A 21318-nucleotide genomic window follows, 5' to 3' on the forward strand; every position below is an offset into this window, starting at 1 on the left:
CGATCGGGACTCCCATGAAACCGCTGCTCTGATGACCGACGACGACACCTATTGGGACGCCTTCCCCAACGCGCTCTCCACAACCGATCTCTCCCGGATCCTCAGTGTTGGCCGGCCGGGTATCTTCACCCGCCTCACCAACGGCGTCATCCCGGCATACCGCCTTGAGCGCAGCTGGATCATCTTCAAGCCCGAGGTACGGGCATGGCTCGACGCCAACAGCAATCGCCCCCAGCCCCAGCCGGCTGAGCCCGTGGACGTGCTTGCCGTGTACGCAGAGGAGATGAGTCACCGCGATCTAATGGAGCTATTCGACAAGTCCAAGCCCACGATCTACCGATGGATGGAGCTTGGAGTGATACCCGCCTTCCACGTCGGCGGCCGCTGGCTCGTCCGCAAGTCTCAGCTACGCCAAGCCCTTCGCGAGGCTAGTAATCAGAGGGACAATCAGCATGGTTAGTCACAGCCGGAATTTGATCCCGGCAGCTGCCGCTATCAGGAAAGCCGGATGCGCCAACTCATCCGGTTCGCCCAGATTCGAGAATCTGATTCAGAAGCTGCCGACACACCGCGGCAACTCACAGAATCTGATTCTTAACGCACATAGATTCAGTGCCATGACTAGCCAGCGATACCGAGGCGGACGGCAAAGCAAAGGCGACCGCCAAGCACTCATATCCCGTGTCGCCACGCCCCTCGGCGAGGCTGTCCGCGAGAAAGCCGAAGCCCGAGGGATGAGCGTCAACGACTACATCGCTTCGGTACTCGCCCGCGACGTCGGCATGGCCGACCTCGCACCCCAGTCCCCGATCATGCCCCGCTATCAGGAGTTGCCGATCTCAGAGGTGGCTTAACAGAAAGAGCCCGCCGCAAACGCGGCGGGCATCTCCCACAACCAAGCTCGAACCAACCAGCTGCCAGGCACGCGGCTCGAGCTCAACCAGATCAACCAACCCTCACGGGAGGTCTCCCTATGTTCAGGATTGTAGGCTCCGCCACAACTGAGCACAGCGGCAACACCGGCGTGTCACCAAATACCCACGCCCCACAACTCACACCTGCAACCGACAGCGTGCGCCCCCTACCCCAGGAGGACCGCATCACAGCCGCTTAACAAGAAGCGGCCCGCCGCAACGCGACGGGCCAAAGCCTCTCAGCCGCTCACCTGCGACAAGTTTGGCGACCCAAACAGGTGCAGCGGCCGATCTATCAGCAAAGACCGGATCAGATCCGGGCCTTTGACGTACCCACCCACCGGAGTGGAGGTATCCCCATCGTAACGCGCCAACCCCCCACAACTGCAGCACAACCGGGCGGCGTGTCACCAAATACCCACCCGTCACCAGATACCCACACCGCATGGGAGCTCACCCGGCGCATCAGCCCCCGCGACCAAGTCCGCATCATGGTCCGTGAAGCCGACGGCCAACTCCGCGCCAACGAATACCCCCACCTGCACCGCCTCAACCCCCACACACCCACCACCCCCTGGTGCATGAGGCTCGCCGATAACCACGGTATCTTCCGACTGCTCTGCTTCGACTTCGACGCCAAAGCCGACGAACCCGAAACCGCACAAGACGACTGCGACGCACTCAGCACCCTCCTCACAGCCCACAACGTGCCGCACCTGATCTGCGAATCCTCGACCTCCGGCGGCCGACACATTTGGATCGCCCCCCGAGGCGGACTCTCCGCCCCCGCCACCGCCGCCCTCGCAACCGCAGCCCGCGCCCACTACCGAAGCCTCGACCACGGCATGCTCCTCAACGCCCGCGAAGGCGCTGCCCGCCCGCCTCTGTCACCCCACCGGAACGGAAGCCACTCCACCGTGCTTCGCGGCACCACCGACAGCCTCCTGAACGCAGGAGCGGAACCTGCCGCACTCACCGCCGTAACCGTCGCCCTCGAAGACACCGCTCCCCGCGCGCACACGGAACAAAGCGGACCTTCCGGGCCCACCAACAACCACCGCCCCCACCGCAAGCTCACCAGCTGGGGCGAAGCCCACATGGCCACCGTGCGAGGCGGCAACAACCCGTCCTGGACCGGGTTCATGTGCCTCCTCGCCGCCGCGACGGCCGGCTGGAGCAGCCGCGACATCGAACACGCCGCACGCACCGCCCCCGGCATGGAGCACTACCGCACCAAGAACACCGGCCGCGGCACACGACGCCCCAGAACCATTCACGAAGCGACAGAACGCCTCAACAGGCAATGGGCCAAAGCACAAGACATCGCAACCTTCCGCCAAAGCCTTCCACCCAGCACGCGCATCCAGGACCTCAGTCAACTCGACGGCATCATCACCACCACCGAGACCCTCCTGCAGCGCCTCCACGCAAGCCCCGGCCGATGGGGACGCACCGAAGCCGCCGTCAGCCAACGCTCCGTTCTCCTCGCCCTGACGTACCTCAGCATGCACACCGGCAAAGAGATCATCAGTGCATCCATCCGCGACCTCGCCCTCCTCGCCGGCATCGGACGCACCACCGCCAACACCGCTCTCAAAGCGCTCACCACCGACGGCTGGATCGAAACGATCAGGACCGCAGACGGTCCCAACGCGCGCGAATTCAGGCTAACCCCCGACTTTTCCACACCCTCTGACAAGGACCGGTCACAACCTTTTAATAACCCCCGCCCCCCGGGTCAGCTCTTCAGTACCCGCACCGTGATCCTCAACAAGCTCACGCACCTCCTGACCGACGGCCGGCACGACCTCTTCACCCGTGCTGGCCACGGACATACCGCCGGACGAATCTACGCAGAGCTCCGTGATCGGCCAGACCCGATCACTGTCGATGGCGCGGCAGAACTCCTCGGCATCGACCGGCGAACCGCGACCACAGCTCTGAGTCGGCTTCGGCACTCACGACTCGTCATCAAACGTGGCTCCGGCTGGACACGGTCCGTCCGTGACTTGCGCGATGCCGCTGCTCGGAAGCTCGGGGTCCTCGGAACCCTCGCTGCTCGAGCGCGGCGCTACGGCGAAGAACGAGAAGTCTGGGCATGGTGGCTGGCCGAATACGACACCATGACCAGCAGCCCACGCCAACGACCAAAACGCCCCCACGTGTCAGCCCGCCCCATCTTTCGCGACGCCGGGACCGGGGAACGAAACTGGCCCAGATACCCACGCTCAGCCGATGGCCGAGGAAACCACCGCGAGGCACGCCAATACGTCAACGCCGGCTACCTCAACCCCGACAGTCGCTGGCAGCTCGGCGACGTCGCGTAGCGGACCACACGGCTCAAGGCGGTAGTTCTGGCCGTCCAATGACGCGGAACATACCGTCACCAAATACCCATGCTTGCTCGAATCGCATCCCTCGAGCCGCACGATATCCGCTGTGGGCATCTGATGACACTGTCGATCACAGTGCTCAGCAGGTTCGATAGCAACGATTGATGGGTATTTGGTGACGCCCATCTGCGCTGAATCGTGGGTATCCGGTGACGTCCCGGCTCTCTGCGCCTGCTACATACCTGCGTCACCAAAGTCCCCCGCGAAGTCCATGGGTACTTGGTGACAGACGTGGGTCTTCTGTGACGTCCCCGTGGGTATCTGACGACGCCGGCGTGGGTATCTCATGACAACCAGTTTCAAACCCATCGCCTTCGATCCTTGCAATGACGGCGATCTCGGGCACGCATCGCTTGGCCCCTGTAGTTCTGCAGATAGTTCCGCCGGTAGGAGATTTCATTTCTCGAGGCGACCACACAGCGGATGGGCGTTCAATCACACGACTCGGACTTGAGCAGGCCGAAGATGAAAGGCCACGAACGCCCCACCGTAGGTCCCGCGGTCGTCCACAAACGCCTGGACCCGTCACGGCGAACCCCAGGCCACTTCGCCCTGACGCGCCCCGTGGGTAATTAGTGACAGGCACCCGTGGGCAATTAGTGACGCCCCACACCATGGGTACTTGGTGACGCCGGCTTGTCAGTCAGAAACCAGCTCGGCGGTTAGAGAAGCTCGACCCGACGCTTCGTCGGCGGGATATGCGGGCGCGACGGCCGCAGCACCAAGAACTCCGGCGTCACCTCAACATTCAGCTCCGGATACACCAGCCTGACTTCGTGAAGATTCTTGATGAACGCCGCCTTGAACTGACGGATCGACCCGTACTGCCCCCCGAACTGATCGTTCAACTCCGTCCACCGAATCTTCGCCGGCCTCGTCAACGTGAACACCCGGTACGTCGCCCACAGGTAAATATCGAGCCTCATCGGCGACGAGCCCAGAGCACGCATCGCCTCCAGATGCACCGGCACCGGAGCATCGACGATCGACCGGTAGAACGACTCGGACAACGTCACCGACGATGACCACAACCCCTTGTTCTCATCGCCGACCTCCTTGGAGAACCACAACTGCACAGTGTCCGCGATCTGGAAGTATTTCGTCACTTCACCGCGGCCGTTTTCGTTCATCGCCAGGCCGCGCACGAACAGCTGCGAGCCAAACAACCGCTGGAGCTGCTCGGTGAGTCGCTTCGCGTCCCGCCCGCCCTTGGCCAAGCCGATCTTCTGCATAAAAGTGTTCATGCTTGAGCCCAACTGCAGCACCGGGGCCTGTGTGCGGACCGCTTCTGTTGCAATCCAGGTGAGCGCATGCCGCGGCAGTAGCCCGTACGCGAACCCCTCGTACTTCGTGCCGTCTGCGTTCGACAGAAGGGCAGGGCGCATTGTCAGCTCGACATCGCCGTTCTTCCGAGTCCAGAAAGGCACATCTCCCGGGTCGCGGTAGGGCAACGACACCTGCGCCCACACCCGCGCGCTATAGCCAACGAGCGGGTTGCTGTCGTCCTGTTCCTGAGCCGCGGCGAAGGTCAACGCCTTGAGGCGATCCCTCGGAATTCGTGGCACCGACGGTTCGACAGCGCTCACGACGGATCAGCCTTCTGATCTCCACTCCCCCACGTGGACCGGATGGCCGTCTCAACCGCAGCACGCAAGCTGATCCCCTCGCGAGCCGCCACCTCGTCCAGCAACTCGCGGTTCTCAAGCGACACACGGGTGTTCAGCTGGACTGCGACATCACGCTTTCTTGGGGGCTTGCTGTCGATCGTCGTCATCATTCCTCCACAGCGCTAGATAGCTCGCTAGCGTGCTATCAATCCTGACGCTCCCAACGGAGGCCCCTCGGATTCACCTCCGGCGCGTCGAATACCGCCCAAAGCCTCTGCCCCGGACGACTCAGGGCTGTTACGAGTCTCGGTGCTGGCTTCGCCAGCCAGCGGAGCCGCGACGCGGCAGATGCCGACCCGAATTTTCCGTCTGTCTGGCCACTCCACGATAGTTCGCTCCCTGGCCGGCGTTCCGGGCTTTCGCGGCATATCCTCGCTGCGCTCCGGTATTCCACGACCCGGCACTCCGGCCAGTCCGCTCTCCATCGCTGCGCTTGCCAGACAGGCAGAAAATCAGTTGAGGGAGAGAACCCAATGACCACCACCAACGCCACCGTCGCCACCCAGCAGGGCACCGTGGAGCACATCGACCCGAACCGGATCGTCGTCGAGGCGAACGTGCGTACCGACGCGAAACTGCCCGCCGATTTCCTGGCCAGCATCAAGCAGAACGGTGTGCTGACACCGATCCTCGCCCGCCGCGACGAGCACGGCAACGTGATCGTGCGAGCCGGTCAGCGCCGCACCCTCGCGGCCCGTGAGGTCGGGCTGGCCAGTATCCCCGCCTACATCGTCGCGGCCGACGAAAAGACCGTAGATCGCATCGTTCAGCAGATGGCCGAGAACGAGCACCGCGAGGCCGTCACCGACGCCGACCGGGTGGCCGCCTACCAGCAGCTCGCCTTCGAGGGATTGACGCCGACCGTGATCGCCAAACGGCTCAACACCAAGCCCGCAACCGTGAAGGCCGGAATCGCCGTGGCGGAAAACGACGCCGCCGCGTCCGCCATCGTGTCGCACTCGCTGACCCTCGACCAGGCGGCAACGCTGATCGAGTTCGAGGGCGACGACGACACCGTGGCCGACCTGATCGAGACCGCGACCACCGACCCCGGCCAGTTCGCCCACACCGCCCAGCGGGCACGCGATGAGAAAGCTCGGGCCGAGGAAAAAGCCGCAGTCGAAGCCGAATACGCCGCACGTGGATACACGGTGCTCGATCGGGAGCGCGGCCACTACGAAACGGACTACACCCTGGTACGCAACCTCGTGAGCGCAGACGGTGAAAGCCTCACCCAGAAGCAGATCGATACCGCCGAGGGTCGCGCCGTCTGCGTCGGGACCTACTTCGGCGGTCAGGTCCGCGCGACGTTCTACATCGCCGACCCGAAAGCAGCAGGGTTCCGGAAGTCGAGCGGAAACGGAGCGACCAGCGGCCCGATGACCGACGAGCAAAAAACCGAGCGCAAAACTCTGATCGCCAACAACGAGGCATGGGCTAGCGCCGAGGTCGTGCGCCGGGAGTGGCTGGCGTCGTTCCTGTCCCGCAAGACCCTGCCGAAGGATGCGGCACAGTTCATCGCCCAGGGTCTCACCGTCCACGGTCTGACGGTCGGCTCCGCCTCGCGCGACGGGAACGCCCTCGCCCACGAGCTGATGGGCGTCGAGCGCGGCGGGTACTATGACCGCGACAAGCTGGCGGGAATCGTGACCACGACCCCCGCAAAGGCACGGAACGTGACGCTGGCTGTGGTGCTCGGTGGGATCGAGTCGAACACGAGCAAGATGACGTGGCGCTCCCCCGGCTCCCGCGACGGCCACTACTTCACCCAGCTCGAAACCTGGGGTTACACCCTGAGTGACGTGGAGAAGATCGTCGTGGCTGGCGCGCGCGTCGACGTTATGACCGAGGCTCCCGCGGCCGAGCAGGACGACACCGGCGACGACGCAGACCAGTTCGAGGAGTAGCAAGCCCCCGGCGTGGCAGTTCCCCACTGCTGTCACGCCGGGTCCACTCCCCCGGCCCCGGCACGGAGGCCGGAACCTCTTTCCGACAGCGGAACACCGGCGCGGCCGGCGCCAGGCCTATTCGGGATTGGAGCCGCTGCGCGGCACTGTGCTGTTCGAGCATTTTTCCGTCTGTCTGGCCACTTCACGATAGTTCGCTCCCAGCCCTCCGTGCCCACCAATCCGGACGCGCCCTGACGGGCTTATTTCCCCCGGATTAATGCGCACTACGGGCCGTCCACTCTCAATCGATCCGCTTGCCAGACAGGCAAAAAGATCGGTTGAGGGAGAGAGAACCCATGAGCACAACCCTTGAAAACATCGTCCGTGGCCAGATGGTCGCCTATCTCGTCGGGCGGGTGATTACCTGCCCCGTCACCGGAGCCGTTCTCGACGCGCGGACCTGCGTGACGTTCATTGACGCCGACGGTGACCCAGCCTACGTCGTGTCCCCCGAGGCGTGGGAGGCGATCAAGACCAACGCGAAGGCCCGCGTCTACTTCGAGGGCACCCGCGGATTCACCCTCCCCGAGAACTAAGAGACGCCGTGCTGATTATGACCACCCCCGCAGGGGACACCATCACCGCCGCCGACGAGATCGAGCTGGCCTCGAAATGGCTCGACAAGCAGCACGGCGAGGGCTGGGAGAAGGGCGTCATTCCCTTCGAGGAGCACGACGCCGTGTGGTCGACCGTCGAGGAGCTCGACCTGATGCGCTCCGGCCTGATCGTCGGATTCACCGTCACCGAACCCACCACTTTCGATCACTGAGGAGACACACCATGACCGTCACCAATACGAACACCTATCGCGGCATCCTGATCGGTGCCGACCAACTGCAGCAGGTCACCGTGCCCGCCGAGCTGACATGGCGGGCGATCCAGCAGGCGATCGACGCCCGGAACTTCGACGTCGTGCGCTGCCGAGACGGCATCGACCTTTACGTAGACGACGAGGGCGCGATCAACGGGGCGCCGTTCAACCTGCCGCTGACGATCATCGCCCACGCGCTCGGCCACCCCGCCGCCCTCTTCGGCTCGGCGCTGGCGCTGACCGCCGATGACGACGGCGACACAACGGGACTCAGCGACGCGCAGGCCAAGGTCGTTACCGACGCGATCGAGCAGACACCCTCCCCCGAGGTCGTCGACGCCGTGGTGGCCACACTGAGAGTGCACCCGGCATTCCTGCCGATCATCGCCATGCTCCGGTCGCTCTGACCCGCCCGGGTGCGGGGCCGCCCCCGCACCCCCCCACCCGCACACCACCAGTCCAAGGAGAGCACCATGAGTACCGAACCGCCAACCATCCCGCTCCCGCCGAAGGTCGCGGCCGCTGTCGATTTCATCCAAGCGCAGTGCATTCGCGAGGAGTGGATGCTGGCCAGCGACCTCCCCGACCAGGCCACCACCTACCGGTACGTCACCGACTCCTGCTATCTGCCCGAGCGGGGCACCGGTTACGGTAAGCCCGGCGCCGGGGAGTTCGAGGACTACGGCGACGAGGCAGCGCACGCCTACCTGATCGTGCTCGCCTGGGAGCGGGTCGAATGGGATCTGCGCGCGGACCCCGCACACGAGCACGCGGGCGAACTGACCCAAGACGAGGCGTGGGAGGTCGAGGTCCAGGTGCAGAAGCGCACCAGGAACAGGTTCTGCCCCTCCACCGGCATGTCCCACCGGATCGGAGGCACCGTGCTTGCACCGATCTGCCTCGATTGCGAGGTGAGCGACTGACCCCAACCACTCCCCCACGCTGTTGCCATCGGTTGCCCGCGCCCTCTCTCCCGCGGTCGGCCAGTGGCAATTTAGCGTCCGCGGCTCGCGACTAGAGCGGCCGGCACGGGACGGAGCCCGCACCCGCAATCGGACGGCCGGCGAGCCGGCCGACTGTCAGGCACCCGCGGGTGACCGTTCTTGTGCCGTGAAGCCTTCGGCAGTGTGCGGTCGGCCAGCCTGCGCGCCAGTGCTTTCGCGGCATATCCTCCCTCGCTGCGCTCAGTCCGGTATTCCACGGTCACTGGCACTCCGGCCGTCTCTCCCTGGCGGCGGTAAACCGCCTTCACGGCAGAAGAACGTGAGGGATGGTTGAGAGGAGAGAGCATATGCGCAAGGTCACGAACACCCGGCCCAACAAGTCCCCCGAGGAGCGCCGCGCCCAGGCCGAAGAACTGCAGGCATCAATTGTCACCGAGGTCGAGAAGCTGCGCGATACTGGCGAGTGGGAGCGGTTTCTGACGTTCGCTCAGGCGTTTCATAACTATTCGTTCAACAACCTTGTGTTGATCCTCACCCAGTGCCCGACAGCGACTTATGTTGCGGGGTTCCGGAAGTGGCAGCAACTCGGCCGCCAGGTGCGCAAAGGAGAGCGCGGCATCCGCATCTTCGGGTTCCGGCAGAAGAAGCTCACCTGCGAAGACGCAGGCGACGGCGAGAAGGTCGAGCCGGGCGAAAACGGCGAGAAGACCATGACCTACTTCCCCATCTTGTCGGTGTTCGACCGGGCGCAGACTGACCTGATCGACCCCACGCAGCCCGACCCCGGCGAGCTGGGACAGCGCCTCACCGGCGATGACTTGACAGGCATCTACGCCCCCGCGGCCGACTACCTAACGTCAATCGGCTGGACCGTGACCCGCGAACCCATCCCCGGCGAGGTCAACGGATACACCACCCGAGACGGAAGCATGCGCGTCGTCGTCGACGCCGACCTCTCCCCCGCTCAAGCCGCCAAGACCGTCCTCCACGAGGCCGGACACGTGCTGCTGCACACCGACGAAGAACCGGGCGAGTACATCGAGCACCGCGGCATCAAGGAGACCGAAGCCGAAAGCGTCGCCTACATCGTCGCCGGACTGATGGGCCTCGACACCAGCGGATACAGCATCGGCTACGTCGCCGGATGGAGCAACTGCGACGCCGACACCATCCGAACCACCGCCACCCGAGTACTCCGCGCAGCCCACACCCTCGCGGACGCACTCACCGACGACCCCGAGCAGGCACAACTCGACTAACCCCGCACCCACCGGACTCAGCACACTGGCTCCGGTGGGTGCGGCCCAGCGGAGCCGCCAAAGGCGGCGCTGCATCTTCACAGTCAGTTCAACGGGCGGCCGGGACGAAGGTTGCTGTCCATTCCCTCGAAAGGCCGACCGCCGTTATACACGCGCTCACGCCGCAGGCACTCGTTCTCAATGAGCGTCGCAATCATGCCCCCGAACGACAAGTCCCCCTCGCTCTCCCCCGTCCGCTTGAACATCGTGCGAGCTCGCATCCTCAAATCCGAATCGAGCTCGAACGTCACCTTGATCCTGTGCCGGCGCGCCTCCGGAACGTCGAACCCCTCCCCCGACGGTTGCTGCACCAAAGCCGACTGCTGCGAAGCGACTGGCGGAACGACGACAGGTGCAGTCGGAGCGGCCGAGGCTGGTTGAGCCACCGGCGCCTCAGCGACCGCGACCTGCCCGGACCGTTCGTTGTTCGGCTGCTCGACTACCGGCAACGGCTCGGCCGACGGCGTGGTTTCGGGCTCGATTTCCGCGGCGACCGCGGGCCGGCTAGCCCGCGTCAGACCACGCGCCTTTCGCGGGGGAGGCGGCGGAGCGCCAACAAAGCGCGATGCTTCATCAGACATTCGCTTCCTCCACTTCCGCCTCAGCCTCAAGTTCCGTCAACCGCGCCACCAGCTCCTGCGTGATGGCTTGCAGATCATCGGCGACACTCTTCGAGGACGCAGGACCCACCCGCTTCGCCGGCTCTCCCTTACGAAGCGACACCCACCACTTGTCGGCCTTCCGTACCTGCTCATCCAACTCGTGGACGAGAACACCCTTGTTCCGAGCCGAGTTCGCCACTGCCTCGGCATTACGAACGAAATTGTCGAAGATTGACTTCTTTGCCGCCACCCGCTCATCAGGACCCGCGTCATCGCTGACCAGGACCTCGACGATCTGGTTCACGAACTCCTCGCGCACTTTTACCGCCGATGTCGTCGACGAGAACAGAACAATACCGAGCAGGTCAATGTCCGGGTTTAGCTGGTAGATGGCGCTCAGACGGTTCGCCGTTAGCGCGAGTCCCTCCAAGCTCGCCCGGTCCGTCTTCACCGGCACAAGCACGTAGCGGGCCGCCGCGACCGCCGCGGACTGAATCACATCACTGCTCGGTGGGCAATCCAGCAAGATGATGTCGTAATCGCCCGCAATAGGCTCCAACGCCCGCGCGACCGACAGGCGGGCATCTCCCCTCTTCGACGCCGACGCAGGCTGCGGCCCATTCGCGTTCTCAAGCAGACTGCCCCCGACCACGACATCTAAATTCGGTCGCACTTCGACCGGGTGCAGCTCCTCATTCATGATCAGCGCCTTCAAAAGGTTCGCGCCGTCGTCATCCTTCTCCGTGTTCCGATAACCCAGATCCAGACCGGCATTGCCCTGGTGGTCGAGATCCACGATCAGAACCCGCCATCCCGACGCCGCGAGTAGCCCCCCGACGTTCGTGGTCAAGGTCGTCTTACCGACACCACCCTTGTTGTTGATGACGGCAACGGTGCGCTGCAGAACGCTCCGGTCAAAGTTGGCCACAACAGTCTCCTAAAACAAGTAATGCATGTAATGCTGGTTATTCGGGTGAACCCAGGTTAGCAAGGAATACTTGCAATACGGGTATTGCAAGTTCGGTGCTTTCCATTCATAGACCTGGTGATGCCCGCCGCTTGGTTGGGAATTCACGTCAACAATGCAAGTGATTACGGCATTACTTGAAAACCAAGGTATGCAATCGAAACAAGTAACACCAACAAAACCATAAATACCAGCATTATTGTGAACGCCGTAGTACGAGAACCTGCCCGCATTCTGACGCGGAATTGGCTCAGAATCGACAAACACGAGGCCGGATGGGTGGCAGTCCCAGGCTGGCGGTCAAATCCGTCCTGACGGCCATCAAAGGCCGGGGGAGTGGTGGCGAAAAACGCCCGTCAACGTCGCACTCACCGATTGGTCTGATCTGAGCGTTTGACCCAACATCGAACATATGTACGGCCACGGGGGAGTGCCAGTACAAAGCCGGGGCGGCTCGCACCCCTCTTGCATCGTCCGTCGGCCGCCTGCCTGACCGATCGTAGCTCGCTCCACGGCGGTCGCGCCGTGCTTTCGCGGCATATCCTCACCGGCTTCGCCCGATCCGGTATTCCACGACCCGGCGCGACCTCCGCACCCGCTCACCCTCGATCTCACCCAGCCAAGCGACCAAAGAAGCGATCCAAGGAGAAAGGTGGAAACCCATGAGCGAGACACCCGTGACGGTCTACTCCAAACCCGCATGCGTCCAATGCACCGCCACCAAACGGCACCTCGACGGCAAAGGCGTCGAATACCAGGAAGTCGACCTGACCGTGAACAGTGCAGCTCTCGAATACGTCAGCGACGACCTCGGCTACGTTCAAGCCCCCGTGGTCATCGTCGACGACCACAATCACTGGTCCGGCTACCGTCCCGACCTCATCGACAAGCTGACCTGAAACCGACCCCCCGCCGTGGCCAGATCCCAAATCGACCGCACCCCGTACCCGAGAAGCCTCAGCTCAAGCCGGCTCGCGATGCCCCACACTTCTGACACCGGCAGTGCTTCCATCAGCTGCCGTCGCCAATCCGGGCGAATTGCCGTCCACACGCACACCCCGTCGAAGACCGGAAGCTTCTTCGCTGTCCGATTAGCCAGCTTCGCCAAGGTGCGGTTCGGAGCGATCCCCACGCAAACCGGAACGCCCAGCAAACGCCGGAGAGTGTCCTTAATCTCTCTGCCGAGACGAGTCATCTCGTCGGGATCGGCGGCGGCACGACGATCGACAGTCAGGAAAGCCTCGTCGATTGAGTACACGTCAAGCTCATGGGTGAACCGTTCCAGCACATCCATCACTCGCCGGCTCATATCGCCGTACAGCTCGTAGTTGCTCGACACCGCCGCCACACCCAGTCGCTGCGCATGAGGACTCAACTCGAACCAGGGCTTTCCGGGATCGAGGCCGATAGCTTTCGCCTCTCTCGATGCCGCGACGACCATGCCGTCGTTGTTGCTGAGGACGACGAGTGGGCGTCCATCGAGAGATGGATTGAAGACTCGTTCGAACGACGCGTAGGCGGAGTTGACGTCGACGTGAGCGAGCAACGCCGCCTACCGAAGGTGATGAAGGCAGGAGGTCGCGACGCCCCACACCTGCAATCGGACAGTTCGGAGACGACGATGTCGGGGTGCTCGGAGTTCCCAGAGCGAAGCACCACACCGTCTACGGTGAGCTCGAGCCGCTTCACCGTAAGTTCGCCGTCGACAATGGCCACGATGATGTCCCCGTGCCGCGGCCTCTTCGAGCGATCGACCAGTAGCTCGTCACCATCGCTAATCCCGGCGCCTGTCATGGAATGCCCGGCCGCTCGAACGATGAAAGTCGCCGCCTGATCCTCAACCAGCATGCTGGTCAGATCAATCGGGCCGTCGTAGTAGTCCTGGGCGGGGGAGGGGAACCCGCACGCCACGGCAGTTGGAGCCGCCAGCAGGACGGCCACGACCTCCGGGGCGATGGGTTGAGGATGAAGCGCGAGCATCACACCTCCACACGAACAAAGAACCGATAGGCAAGTATGTGTGACCGCAGTGACATTCGAACACCCAGACGGCTACTGCTCGGCAGCTCTTCGGCGGGACGAGGCGGGACATCGCAATCGCGCAACAGCCTGTTGCGTGATTACACATATGGCGATGCCGGTGGGAGCGGCTCACCTCCCTGAGTCGGATAGGCGAGACAGGGACGCGCCAAGGGCAACACTGCCGGCGGATAAGTCAGACTGGGGGATCATGTCCGAGAACACCCCGGTGCCGTCCTCTTACGAGTCCACTCTCGCCGAACTCAAACAACAAGTTCGTGCGGCCAGGTTCACCGCGCAGCGTCGAGTGAACACCGAACTCGTGGCGCTGTACTGGCGCATTGGGCACACGATCGCGGATCGCCAAGAAGCAGAAGGATGGGGAGCCAAAGTCATCAGCCGGCTCGCCACCGACCTCCGGGCGTCCTTCCCCGAGATGAAAGGATTCTCGCCCCGGAACCTGACCTACATGCGCACATTCGCCGGTGCCTGGCCCGATGCCGTAATTGCGCAGCAAGCTGTTGCGCAATTGCCCTGGGGTCACATCACCGTCCTTCTCGACCGGATCAGCGACCAAACGTTGCGGGACTGGTACGCGGCCAACGCGCTCGCCCACGGGTGGTCCCGGAACGTCCTCGAACACCACATTCGGACCAGCGCTCACACCCGCTTCGAGGCAGCACCGTCAAACTTCGACCGAGTCCTCGACCCAGCCGACTCCGACCTAGCCCAACAGATCACCAAAGACCCATACGTTCTCGACTTCCTCGCCGTCGACGGCGACGCCAAAGAGCGCGAGCTCGAGCAGGCCCTCGTCGACCGCATCATCGAAACGCTCCGGGAACTCGGGGAAGGGTTCGCGTTCGTCGGCAAACAAGTCCACTTCGACGTCGACGGAGACGACTTCTTCGTCGACCTCCTGTTCTTCCACGTCGAGCAGCTCCGCTACGTCGTCATCGAACTCAAAACCGGCCGATTCAAACCCGAATTCCTCGGTCAACTCGGTTTCTACGTCGCACTCGTCGACGAAAAGCTACGCCGCCCGCAGCACGCCGAAACCGTCGGGCTCCTCCTCGTCACCAACAAAAACGACGCCGTGGTTCGCTACGCCCTCGGGTCGCAGCAGAATCCCATCGGCGTCGCCAGCTACGACATGCTTCCGCCTGCCATGCAAGCAGCTCTTCCTTCCGAGAACGACCTCGCCGCTGCACTACGAGGCGACTGAGTCGAAATACAACCGCTGACAAAAGGACGTCTGTGCGGGCTCAGTCGAAGTGCCGTGGCGACGACCATCGGATGCGTGGTGGCAAGACATGCGTCTCAGAGACATCGAGCCACACAGTGATGAGATCGCGGGCTTGAGTGGGCACTTCGGATCGGGAGATAGCTCGAGAGATTATGCCGAGCTCGGGAATTTCGACCATCCACCAGGTGCGATCCTGGAACACGACAGCGTCGTATTGCTTCACGGGTTCTCTCTAACGGGGACTCCGACGATGCGAAGAGAGCCACGCTACCTCAGGCGAAACCGTAACCCTAGGCCTAGGGTTACGGTCAAATTTTCTTAATCGCGTAATTGCTTGAGATTGCCTCCAACGCACGCATACGGACGCCCGGCCTATGCTCTCCTTCCGCGGCACCGCCGCTGACTCCGTCGGGCTCTTCCAGCAGCAGGAACGCGGCTACGGGCCGCTCGCCGACCGGATGGACCCATTCAAAGCCGCGACCGCGTTCTTCACCCGCCTCATGGGCGTGCCCGGATGGCAGACGATGGAACCCACCCTCGCCGCGCACGCCGTGCAGATCAACGCCGACCCGAACTACTACACACCCTTCTACGCGCCCGCGACCGCGATCAGGGGATCGTGTCGACCGGGGGAGCGGGAGCCTGCGCGATCGGTGGGGACGCGGTGCAGCTCGCGCAGCAGCTCGTCGACGCCGCCGACCAAGGACGCCTCATCGGCTCCACCCCCGACCACATCAAAGAAATCCGGTGGATCGCCCAAGGCCAGAACGTGCCCGACTGCGACGTCGACGTGCGCATCCTCCAAGTGCTCGTGCTTGCCCTCCAGCTCTTCGACCAGGTCGGGGTCTCCGACATCAACCGGAAATGCACCGGCCAGATCGAAGGCGCCGGCACCGCGTCATCGCACTACTTCAACGGCGGCGGGCTCGCCGTCGACTTCTACCGACTCAATGGGCAATCCCTCACCGGCGCCGACGGGAACTCCATCCGCCTCATCAGCGCACTCGACCCCGTCATGCCCAACGGAGCCCGCGTCGGCCAAATCGAATGCCGGGCCGAAGCCGGCACCACGATCGAGACGACGCACTTCACTCAGTTCGACGACACCTGCACCCACCTCCACATCGACGTCGGATTCACCAACGGACAACTCACCACCAACTGAAAGGCCCACCCATGATCTCCAACGGCTTCAACCCCTCCGGAATACTCATCGCGATCCTCGCCTACGCCATCCCCGTCGCGATCATCCTTTTCGCCTCATACTGGGTCATCCGATCCGCAGTCGGCAGCGCACTCCGCAGACACCAGATCTGGCTCGACGCACAGAAGAACATCCTGCCCGGACCCACCGGAGCGATTGGCAACATCCCCCACACCTGACGCTGGCCCAGCATTGAGGGAAAGCGCCGCGCGCGCGGCAGCACACATCGCATCAGGAGGGACTGTCTGAATAACGGTGTGTGAGGTCCGGCGGTTTTCATCAGTAGGTGGTTCTTTCGAACCGTCCGGCGAAGGTGATCGCGAACGCGTTGAGTGCTGGCTTTCACCTGATCACCCAGCGTGCCCTGCCGCCGCCGGTGGGGTCGAACGACCCATCCCGATCCCTGGGGACCTCGATCTGCACCGGACCGATCCCGGTCAACATCGCTTTGACCCGCGTCCCGTTGCGCATGTTCGCGGTCATCGGCGTCCCGCCGTGGTCGTGGCCGAGATGCTCCGTCAGCTCAGCGTTCAGCGCCGTCTCGAGCACGCTCTTCGAGAGCTGGTTCAGCAGCCCTCCGGGGCCTACCATGCTCACGGCCTGTTCCTTGGTCTGCGCGAGCAACCGCTCCGCGAGGTCCTTCTGATCGATGATCTCTCCCGTCACGGGATCAATCATCGCGTTGCCCATTACTTCGGTCGTGTCAGCCACGGGCCATCTCCTTTCGGATTAGGCCGGACCTCACACACCGTTATTCAGACAGTCCCATCTGTACGTCTCGTTAGCCGGGCCGAGTAGATTCCAGCATGTGGCGGCTTTACGAGACATGGCTAGCCGGGCTAAGCCTTCAGCGTTAGTCCGCCACCGATAGTTCCACGGATCATCAGTGTTTGAGTGCCGAAGAACAGGATGCTCCCCGGAGTGGTGGAGCGTGGGGGTATTGGCGTGTGTGTTACCAGATGATTGATCGTGGGTCAGCGGAGAGGAATCGAGCAAGAACATCGTCCACCCAGCCGGGCGAGCCCGTGTGCTCACCGTCGGACGGTTGAGAAGTGTTGGTCACGGAGGAATCGTATGCAGGTGTGCTGATTGTGTACCAGCGCGTGACCTGACGAGCTGCGGTAGCGATGATCTGCGCTACTCGGCTCATGCGGGGACAGCGTCGTGGTTGAGCCGACGCTCAAGGCGGGTGAGTTCGGTATCGAACCCGTTCGCGGTGAGGGCGCCGGTATCGAATGCCTGGGTGATAGTGATGAGTCCGAGACGGTGCTGCGCTGCCACCATGGGGTTGGTCCCTGCTAAGAGGTCGATGCGGCGATTGACCTCGCGGCGTCGGAGGACGAGTTCGCGAGTCCAGTCGACTGTGAGAATACTCATGATCGCGATTGTTCCGCAGTCATTGTCTGGGTCGCGGGGTCTTCGAGGCGGAAGCCGACTTTCAGGGTGACTTGGAAGTGGGCCACCGTGCCGTTCTCGATGTCGCCGCGTGTGCCGGTAACTTCGAACCAGTCGATGCTCCGGATGGTCGCTGATGCGCGTTCGATGCCGTTACGGATCGCCGCGTCGGTTCCGTCGGGCGATGTGCCCACGATCTCGGTGACCCGGTAGGTGTGATCAGCCATAGTGCGTCCCCCCGCAAAGATGTCTTGTTGCAATTGACGGTACGGTCGTGGCCGCCGCTATGGGGTCAGGTTACGAACATCGACGCACCCTGATTCGACCCATCGAGCGGCTTGGGTTCGGCCTCGTCCTCGCGCGCTATGACCGAGCTGCGTGTTGCCTGTTCCTCGGTCGATTCGGGTGGGCTGCTTCCGCTAGCATTACGAATTATTACGGCACGCACTTGACGAGGCAATCCCGCCTCTCGCGCCGAAGAGAGGTAGGAAGACCGATGAATGAGACGACCCAGATGATGTCGATGCTCTCTGAGAAGATGGAGGGCCCGATGGCGGGCATGGACATGATGATGATGCAGAAGTGTATCGAGGCCTGCTCGGCGGCCGAGCAGGCGTGCGCGATGTGCGCGGGTTCGATGGCGATGGGAGGCATGCCCGTCGTCACGATGTGCATGAGCTGCGCCGAGATGTGCAACACCATGATGCGGATGATGATGCGCCCGATGCCGACCACTCAGATGGGCATGATGGCGATGATGAGCATGCTTGAGGCGACCGTCGCGATGTGCCGTGCGTGCGCGGAGGACTGCTCGGCGATGGGTATGAACGACGCAGCGACGATGTGCGCTCAGGTGTGCATGAACTGCGCCGACGCGTGCGAGGCGATGATGGCTTCGATGAAGCCCATGATGGCCTCCATGTAACAAGCCCGTGGGTACGAACGCCTCCGCTTCGGCGGGGGCGTTCGTGCGTTCAGAGGGCGCGGATGCTCAGGATCTCGTCGCCGACGGCCAGCACCGGGTAGATGTTGTGGAGGGCGACGGGGGTGCCGGTCGGCACCATGTTGCTGAGGTCGGCGTGGTGCCAGCAGCGGACGGTGCGTGCGTTGTCCATCGGGGACAGTTCGATGGTGCCGTCTTCTGATGACGAAACCACGATCGCGTCGACCCAGTCGGATGGGGTGGCGAGAGCGGCGTGACGGATGATCGGATGCAGATCGTGGCCATCTTGGTAGACGGGCAGCGCGTGCTCATCGGTGCGGTTGCGATCACCGGGTGAGGTTTCGAAACGCTGCTGCATCCGAAACCCCCTTCCCTTGTCAACTGGTCTGCTTGATTGGTGGTTGAGCCTAGGCGCGCTGCTCCGGTTTCGACAAGGGCGCTGTCACACGGCGACATCAACCCAGGTCAGCCTCGAACGTGTCTGCGGGAGCGGTCGCTTCGTCCGCCGTCGTCGCACGCGCCCAGCGGAGCCATTTCTGATCGATTGCCGCGGTGAGGTCGATTCCTTCGTGGCGGGCCAGGAGGAGGATGTGGGCGAGAACGTCGGCGCATTCCTGAGCAAACGCATTTCTGTTCTCCTGGGCGGTACGGCCGCGGTCGCGGCCCATCCCTTTGAGGTCGATGAACGCCTGGGTGAGCTCGCCGACCTCTTCCTGGAGTTTGAGCATGAACCAGGCGTCGGTTCGTTCGATGCCGAACTTCTCGGCATAGCCGCCCGAGACCCCTTCGACGTCAGCGCTGATGCCTTCGATGTCGGCGCTCATGGGAGGGCGCGGATGCGCCGGCGGGTGAGATACCAGCCGACAACGATCGCCGGTACCACCACGATCAGCAGACCGATTGTGTACGTGCCGACCGGATAGTCGAACACAATCAGCACCAGCACGGCCGCCAGGAACGCGAGCGTGATGATGTTGGTGACCGGGGCACCCCAGAGCCGGAACTGTGTCCGTTCGAGCAGTCCTGCTTTCCATCGACGGTAGAGCGCCCAGTGCGCCAACAGAATTGTGGCCCACGCAGCGATTACGCCGAGAGCGGCGATGTTCAGCACGATCTCGAACGCCTGCTGCGGCACGATCGCGTTAAGGCCCACACCCACCAGTGTGAAGGTCGCAGTAAGGAGGATGCCCCCGTAAGGCACCCCGCTGCGACTCATTCTCCCCACGAATCGTGGGGCGGCGCCGTTGAATGACATCGACTTCAGAATGCGGCCGGTGGAGTAGAGGCCCGCGTTGAGGCTCGACAGTGCGGCGGTGAGCACAACGAAGTTCATCAAGGACCCGGCGATCGCTCCCGCTTCGGGGGAGCCGATGCTGGAGAAGAACGTCACGAACGGGCTCTCCGACGCCGAGTACGCAGTCGACGGCAGCAACAACGCCAGCAGGGCGATCGATCCGACATAGAACACGGCGATGCGGATGATGACCGTATTGATCGCGCGGGGAATCTGCTTCTGCGGGTCGGCCATCTCCCCGGAGGCAGTGCCGACCATCTCGATCGCCGCGTACGCGAAAATCACACCCTGGCCCACCACGACCAGCGGGAGGATACCGTTCGGGAGGAGGCCGCCGTGGGTGGCGATCATTGTGAGGCCGGTGGAGATCTGGTCGCCGTCGACTGTGACCGGCCACCCGGCGGAGAGGAATATAACACCGATCACAAGGAAGATCACGAGCGCCGAAACCTTCACCAAAGCGAACCAGAATTCCAATTCACCGAATACTTTCACGGCGAGGAGATTCACACCCAGCACCACCACGAGTGCGACCAGAGCCAGCGCCCACTGCGGCACTACGGTGAACGCCGACCAGTAGTGGAGATAGAGCGCAATGGCGGTGACGTCGACGATAGAACCCGTGGCCCAGGTGAGGAAATACATCCAGCCGGCAGCGAAGGCGTACTTCTCACCGAGGAACTCGCGCGCGTAGGACACGAATGATCCCGACGAGGGGCGGTGCAGCACGAGTTCGCCGAGGGCGCGCAGGATGAAGAATGCGAACAGGCCGCAGAGGGCGTATACAAACACGAGAGCAGGTCCTGCGGATGCCAGCTGTCCGCCGGCGCCGAGGAAGAGGCCGCTGCCGATCGCTCCGCCAATCGCGATCATCTGAACCTGACGCGGCTTGAGCGAAGCCCGGTACCCGTCCTGTTCCGCCGCGAAGCGATCCACCTTCCCATCGGTCACGACCCCAGACCCCCCGATCAACCGCAAGCGCACCTAACGCTCTGCTCGCACGATTCAAGCATCGGTACCGGGCAGGCGGGTACCGACGGCGCTGTCTGTGTCGGCTTGTGTCGACCCCTTCGACGCGCCAACAAACTCAGGCGCGGTGTTGGATACGCTTCCGATAAAAGGTGCAGATTGACGGACGGGAATAGCAATGACTGCAGGAACGGTGAAGTGGTTCAACAGTGAGAAGGGTTTCGGATTCATCTCACCCGATGACGGCGGCGCCGACGTGTTTGTGCACTTCAGCCAGATCTCCGGCTCCGGGTATCGGAACCTCGAAGAGAACCAGCGCGTCGAGTTCGACATCGAGGCCGGACAGAAAGGCCCACAAGCGGCCAATGTGTTCCCCATCAGCTGAGCACGGGTGGAGCGGCCCGATACCTGGAAAAGGCCGCTGACACCCCAAGCCCCACTTGGACGGCGCCGTCCCAGCCGACTACTCCGTAACTTCGTTGAGCCGGCCGGTGGCGACGTCGAATACGAAGCCGCGGACTGAGTCCTTGATCGGGATGAACGGGCTGGCGGTGATGCGGTTGATCGACTGTGTGATGTCGGCTGCTTCATCCGGGAACGCTTCGGCAGCCCAGGCCGGGCGGATTCCGGTTTCGGCGATGATGCTGTCTTTGAAGCCGTCGTCGGTGAAGGTGAGCATGCCGCAGTCGGTGTGGTGGATGAG

25 protein-coding genes and 3 pseudogenes are annotated in these 21318 nt (G+C 63.2%); 15 read left to right on the forward strand and 13 right to left on the reverse strand.

What is annotated here, in order from left to right:
• Positions 1-31: 31 nt before the first annotated feature.
• From N1032_RS18740 to N1032_RS18750, 3 genes are all read left to right on the forward strand, one after another.
• Positions 32-460, forward strand: a complete 429-nt coding sequence (locus N1032_RS18740) for a helix-turn-helix domain-containing protein (RefSeq protein ID WP_259540883.1) — start codon at positions 32-34, stop codon at positions 458-460.
• A gap of 157 nt (positions 461-617) precedes the next feature.
• Complete coding sequence (locus N1032_RS18745; RefSeq protein ID WP_259540884.1) at positions 618-854, forward strand: hypothetical protein; 237 nt, start codon at positions 618-620, stop codon at positions 852-854.
• Between the two features lie 551 nt (positions 855-1405).
• Positions 1406-3241: a helix-turn-helix domain-containing protein gene (locus tag N1032_RS18750; protein WP_259540886.1), complete on the forward strand. Its 1836-nt coding sequence runs from the start codon at positions 1406-1408 to the stop codon at positions 3239-3241.
• A gap of 728 nt (positions 3242-3969) precedes the next feature.
• Here N1032_RS18750 and N1032_RS18755 read toward each other — a convergent pair.
• Together N1032_RS18755 and N1032_RS18760 are read right to left on the reverse strand one after the other, a co-directional pair.
• Entirely contained in the window at positions 3970-4893 is a 924-nt protein-coding gene (locus tag N1032_RS18755; protein WP_259540888.1) for a replication protein RepA, read from the reverse strand.
• On the reverse strand, positions 4890-5081 hold the full coding sequence (locus tag N1032_RS18760) for a hypothetical protein (RefSeq protein ID WP_259540890.1): 192 nt from the start codon (positions 5079-5081) through the stop codon (positions 4890-4892). The genes N1032_RS18755 and N1032_RS18760 overlap by 4 nt, the downstream gene beginning before the upstream one ends.
• Before the next feature lie 366 nt (positions 5082-5447).
• Between N1032_RS18760 and N1032_RS18765 the strand changes: the two genes are divergently transcribed.
• The 6 genes from N1032_RS18765 to N1032_RS18790 all read left to right on the forward strand — a co-directional run bounded on the left by N1032_RS18765 (position 5448) and on the right by N1032_RS18790 (position 9937).
• Positions 5448-6881, forward strand: a complete 1434-nt coding sequence (locus N1032_RS18765; RefSeq protein WP_259540901.1) for a ParB/RepB/Spo0J family partition protein — start codon at positions 5448-5450, stop codon at positions 6879-6881.
• A gap of 338 nt (positions 6882-7219) precedes the next feature.
• On the forward strand, positions 7220-7459 hold the full coding sequence (locus tag N1032_RS18770; protein WP_259540903.1) for a hypothetical protein: 240 nt from the start codon (positions 7220-7222) through the stop codon (positions 7457-7459).
• 17 nt (positions 7460-7476) lie between these two features.
• A complete protein-coding gene (locus N1032_RS18775) occupies positions 7477-7692 on the forward strand; it encodes a hypothetical protein (RefSeq protein ID WP_259540905.1) in 216 nt (71 codons plus the stop codon).
• A gap of 11 nt (positions 7693-7703) precedes the next feature.
• A complete protein-coding gene (locus N1032_RS18780) occupies positions 7704-8141 on the forward strand; it encodes a DUF3846 domain-containing protein (RefSeq protein WP_259540907.1) in 438 nt (145 codons plus the stop codon).
• 66 nt (positions 8142-8207) lie between these two features.
• Positions 8208-8657, forward strand: a complete 450-nt coding sequence (locus tag N1032_RS18785) for a hypothetical protein (RefSeq protein ID WP_259540909.1) — start codon at positions 8208-8210, stop codon at positions 8655-8657.
• Between the two features lie 368 nt (positions 8658-9025).
• Entirely contained in the window at positions 9026-9937 is a 912-nt protein-coding gene (locus N1032_RS18790; protein WP_259540917.1) for an ArdC-like ssDNA-binding domain-containing protein, read from the forward strand.
• Positions 9938-10020: 83 nt separating this feature from the next.
• Here the strand turns inward: N1032_RS18790 and N1032_RS18795 are convergent, their stop codons facing one another.
• Together N1032_RS18795 and N1032_RS18800 are read right to left on the reverse strand one after the other, a co-directional pair.
• Entirely contained in the window at positions 10021-10557 is a 537-nt protein-coding gene (locus N1032_RS18795) for a hypothetical protein (RefSeq protein ID WP_259540918.1), read from the reverse strand.
• Complete coding sequence (locus tag N1032_RS18800; protein WP_259540921.1) at positions 10550-11506, reverse strand: ParA family protein; 957 nt, start codon at positions 11504-11506, stop codon at positions 10550-10552. The genes N1032_RS18795 and N1032_RS18800 overlap by 8 nt, the downstream gene beginning before the upstream one ends.
• A gap of 701 nt (positions 11507-12207) precedes the next feature.
• Between N1032_RS18800 and nrdH the strand changes: the two genes are divergently transcribed.
• Entirely contained in the window at positions 12208-12444 is a 237-nt protein-coding gene (gene nrdH / locus N1032_RS18805) for a glutaredoxin-like protein NrdH (protein ID WP_259540929.1), read from the forward strand.
• Here the strand turns inward: nrdH and N1032_RS18810 are convergent.
• Together N1032_RS18810 and N1032_RS18815 are read right to left on the reverse strand one after the other, a co-directional pair.
• Positions 12411-13091 carry a Y-family DNA polymerase gene (locus tag N1032_RS18810; RefSeq protein WP_259540931.1) on the reverse strand — a complete coding sequence of 227 codons (681 nt, stop codon included), beginning with the start codon at positions 13089-13091 and terminating at the stop codon, positions 12411-12413. The genes nrdH and N1032_RS18810 overlap by 34 nt on opposite strands.
• A gap of 6 nt (positions 13092-13097) precedes the next feature.
• A pseudogene (locus tag N1032_RS18815) lies at positions 13098-13525 on the reverse strand (LexA family protein).
• Between the two features lie 250 nt (positions 13526-13775).
• On the opposite strand from N1032_RS18815, the gene N1032_RS18820 reads away from it, so the two are divergent.
• From N1032_RS18820 to N1032_RS18830, 3 genes are all read left to right on the forward strand, one after another.
• A complete protein-coding gene (locus N1032_RS18820) occupies positions 13776-14789 on the forward strand; it encodes a PDDEXK nuclease domain-containing protein (protein WP_259540939.1) in 1014 nt (337 codons plus the stop codon).
• Positions 14790-15429: 640 nt separating this feature from the next.
• Positions 15430-15975 (forward strand): hypothetical protein, encoded by a 546-nt coding sequence (locus N1032_RS18825; RefSeq protein WP_259540941.1) that lies wholly within the window; start codon positions 15430-15432, stop codon positions 15973-15975.
• Between the two features lie 11 nt (positions 15976-15986).
• The gene (locus N1032_RS18830) at positions 15987-16193 is read left to right on the forward strand and encodes a hypothetical protein (protein WP_259540943.1); all 207 of its coding nucleotides are present in this window, start codon (positions 15987-15989) and stop codon (positions 16191-16193) included.
• Between the two features lie 199 nt (positions 16194-16392).
• On the opposite strand, the pseudogene N1032_RS18835 reads toward N1032_RS18830, so the two are convergent.
• From N1032_RS18835 to N1032_RS18845, 3 genes and pseudogenes are all read right to left on the reverse strand, one after another.
• A pseudogene (locus N1032_RS18835) lies at positions 16393-16692 on the reverse strand (transposase); the annotation flags it as partial.
• Positions 16693-17160: 468 nt separating this feature from the next.
• Positions 17161-17391, reverse strand: coding sequence for a hypothetical protein (locus N1032_RS18840; protein WP_259540944.1), 231 nt, complete (start codon positions 17389-17391; stop codon positions 17161-17163).
• Positions 17388-17636 carry a dodecin gene (locus N1032_RS18845; RefSeq protein WP_259540946.1) on the reverse strand — a complete coding sequence of 83 codons (249 nt, stop codon included), beginning with the start codon at positions 17634-17636 and terminating at the stop codon, positions 17388-17390. Before N1032_RS18845 ends, N1032_RS18840 begins: the two co-directional genes overlap by 4 nt.
• A gap of 269 nt (positions 17637-17905) precedes the next feature.
• On the opposite strand from N1032_RS18845, the gene N1032_RS18850 reads away from it, so the two are divergent.
• Positions 17906-18334, forward strand: coding sequence for a hypothetical protein (locus N1032_RS18850; RefSeq protein WP_259540948.1), 429 nt, complete (start codon positions 17906-17908; stop codon positions 18332-18334).
• A gap of 49 nt (positions 18335-18383) precedes the next feature.
• Here N1032_RS18850 and N1032_RS18855 read toward each other — a convergent pair whose 3' ends face one another.
• The 3 genes from N1032_RS18855 to N1032_RS18865 form a co-directional block, all read right to left on the reverse strand.
• Positions 18384-18710, reverse strand: a complete 327-nt coding sequence (locus N1032_RS18855; protein ID WP_259540950.1) for a hypothetical protein — start codon at positions 18708-18710, stop codon at positions 18384-18386.
• Between the two features lie 97 nt (positions 18711-18807).
• A complete protein-coding gene (locus N1032_RS18860; protein WP_259540953.1) occupies positions 18808-19176 on the reverse strand; it encodes a pyrophosphohydrolase domain-containing protein in 369 nt (122 codons plus the stop codon).
• Positions 19173-20597 carry an amino acid permease gene (locus N1032_RS18865; RefSeq protein ID WP_259540954.1) on the reverse strand — a complete coding sequence of 475 codons (1425 nt, stop codon included), beginning with the start codon at positions 20595-20597 and terminating at the stop codon, positions 19173-19175. The genes N1032_RS18860 and N1032_RS18865 overlap by 4 nt, the downstream gene beginning before the upstream one ends.
• Before the next feature lie 196 nt (positions 20598-20793).
• Between N1032_RS18865 and N1032_RS18870 the strand changes: the two genes are divergently transcribed.
• Positions 20794-21000 carry a cold-shock protein gene (locus tag N1032_RS18870; protein ID WP_259540956.1) on the forward strand — a complete coding sequence of 69 codons (207 nt, stop codon included), beginning with the start codon at positions 20794-20796 and terminating at the stop codon, positions 20998-21000.
• 78 nt (positions 21001-21078) lie between these two features.
• Here N1032_RS18870 and N1032_RS18875 read toward each other — a convergent pair.
• Positions 21079-21318: pseudogene (locus tag N1032_RS18875) on the reverse strand (carbonic anhydrase); the annotation flags it as partial.

Source organism: Herbiconiux daphne (genome assembly GCF_024979295.1).
In the GTDB taxonomy this organism is placed as follows: Bacteria; Actinomycetota; Actinomycetes; order Actinomycetales; family Microbacteriaceae; genus Herbiconiux; species Herbiconiux daphnes.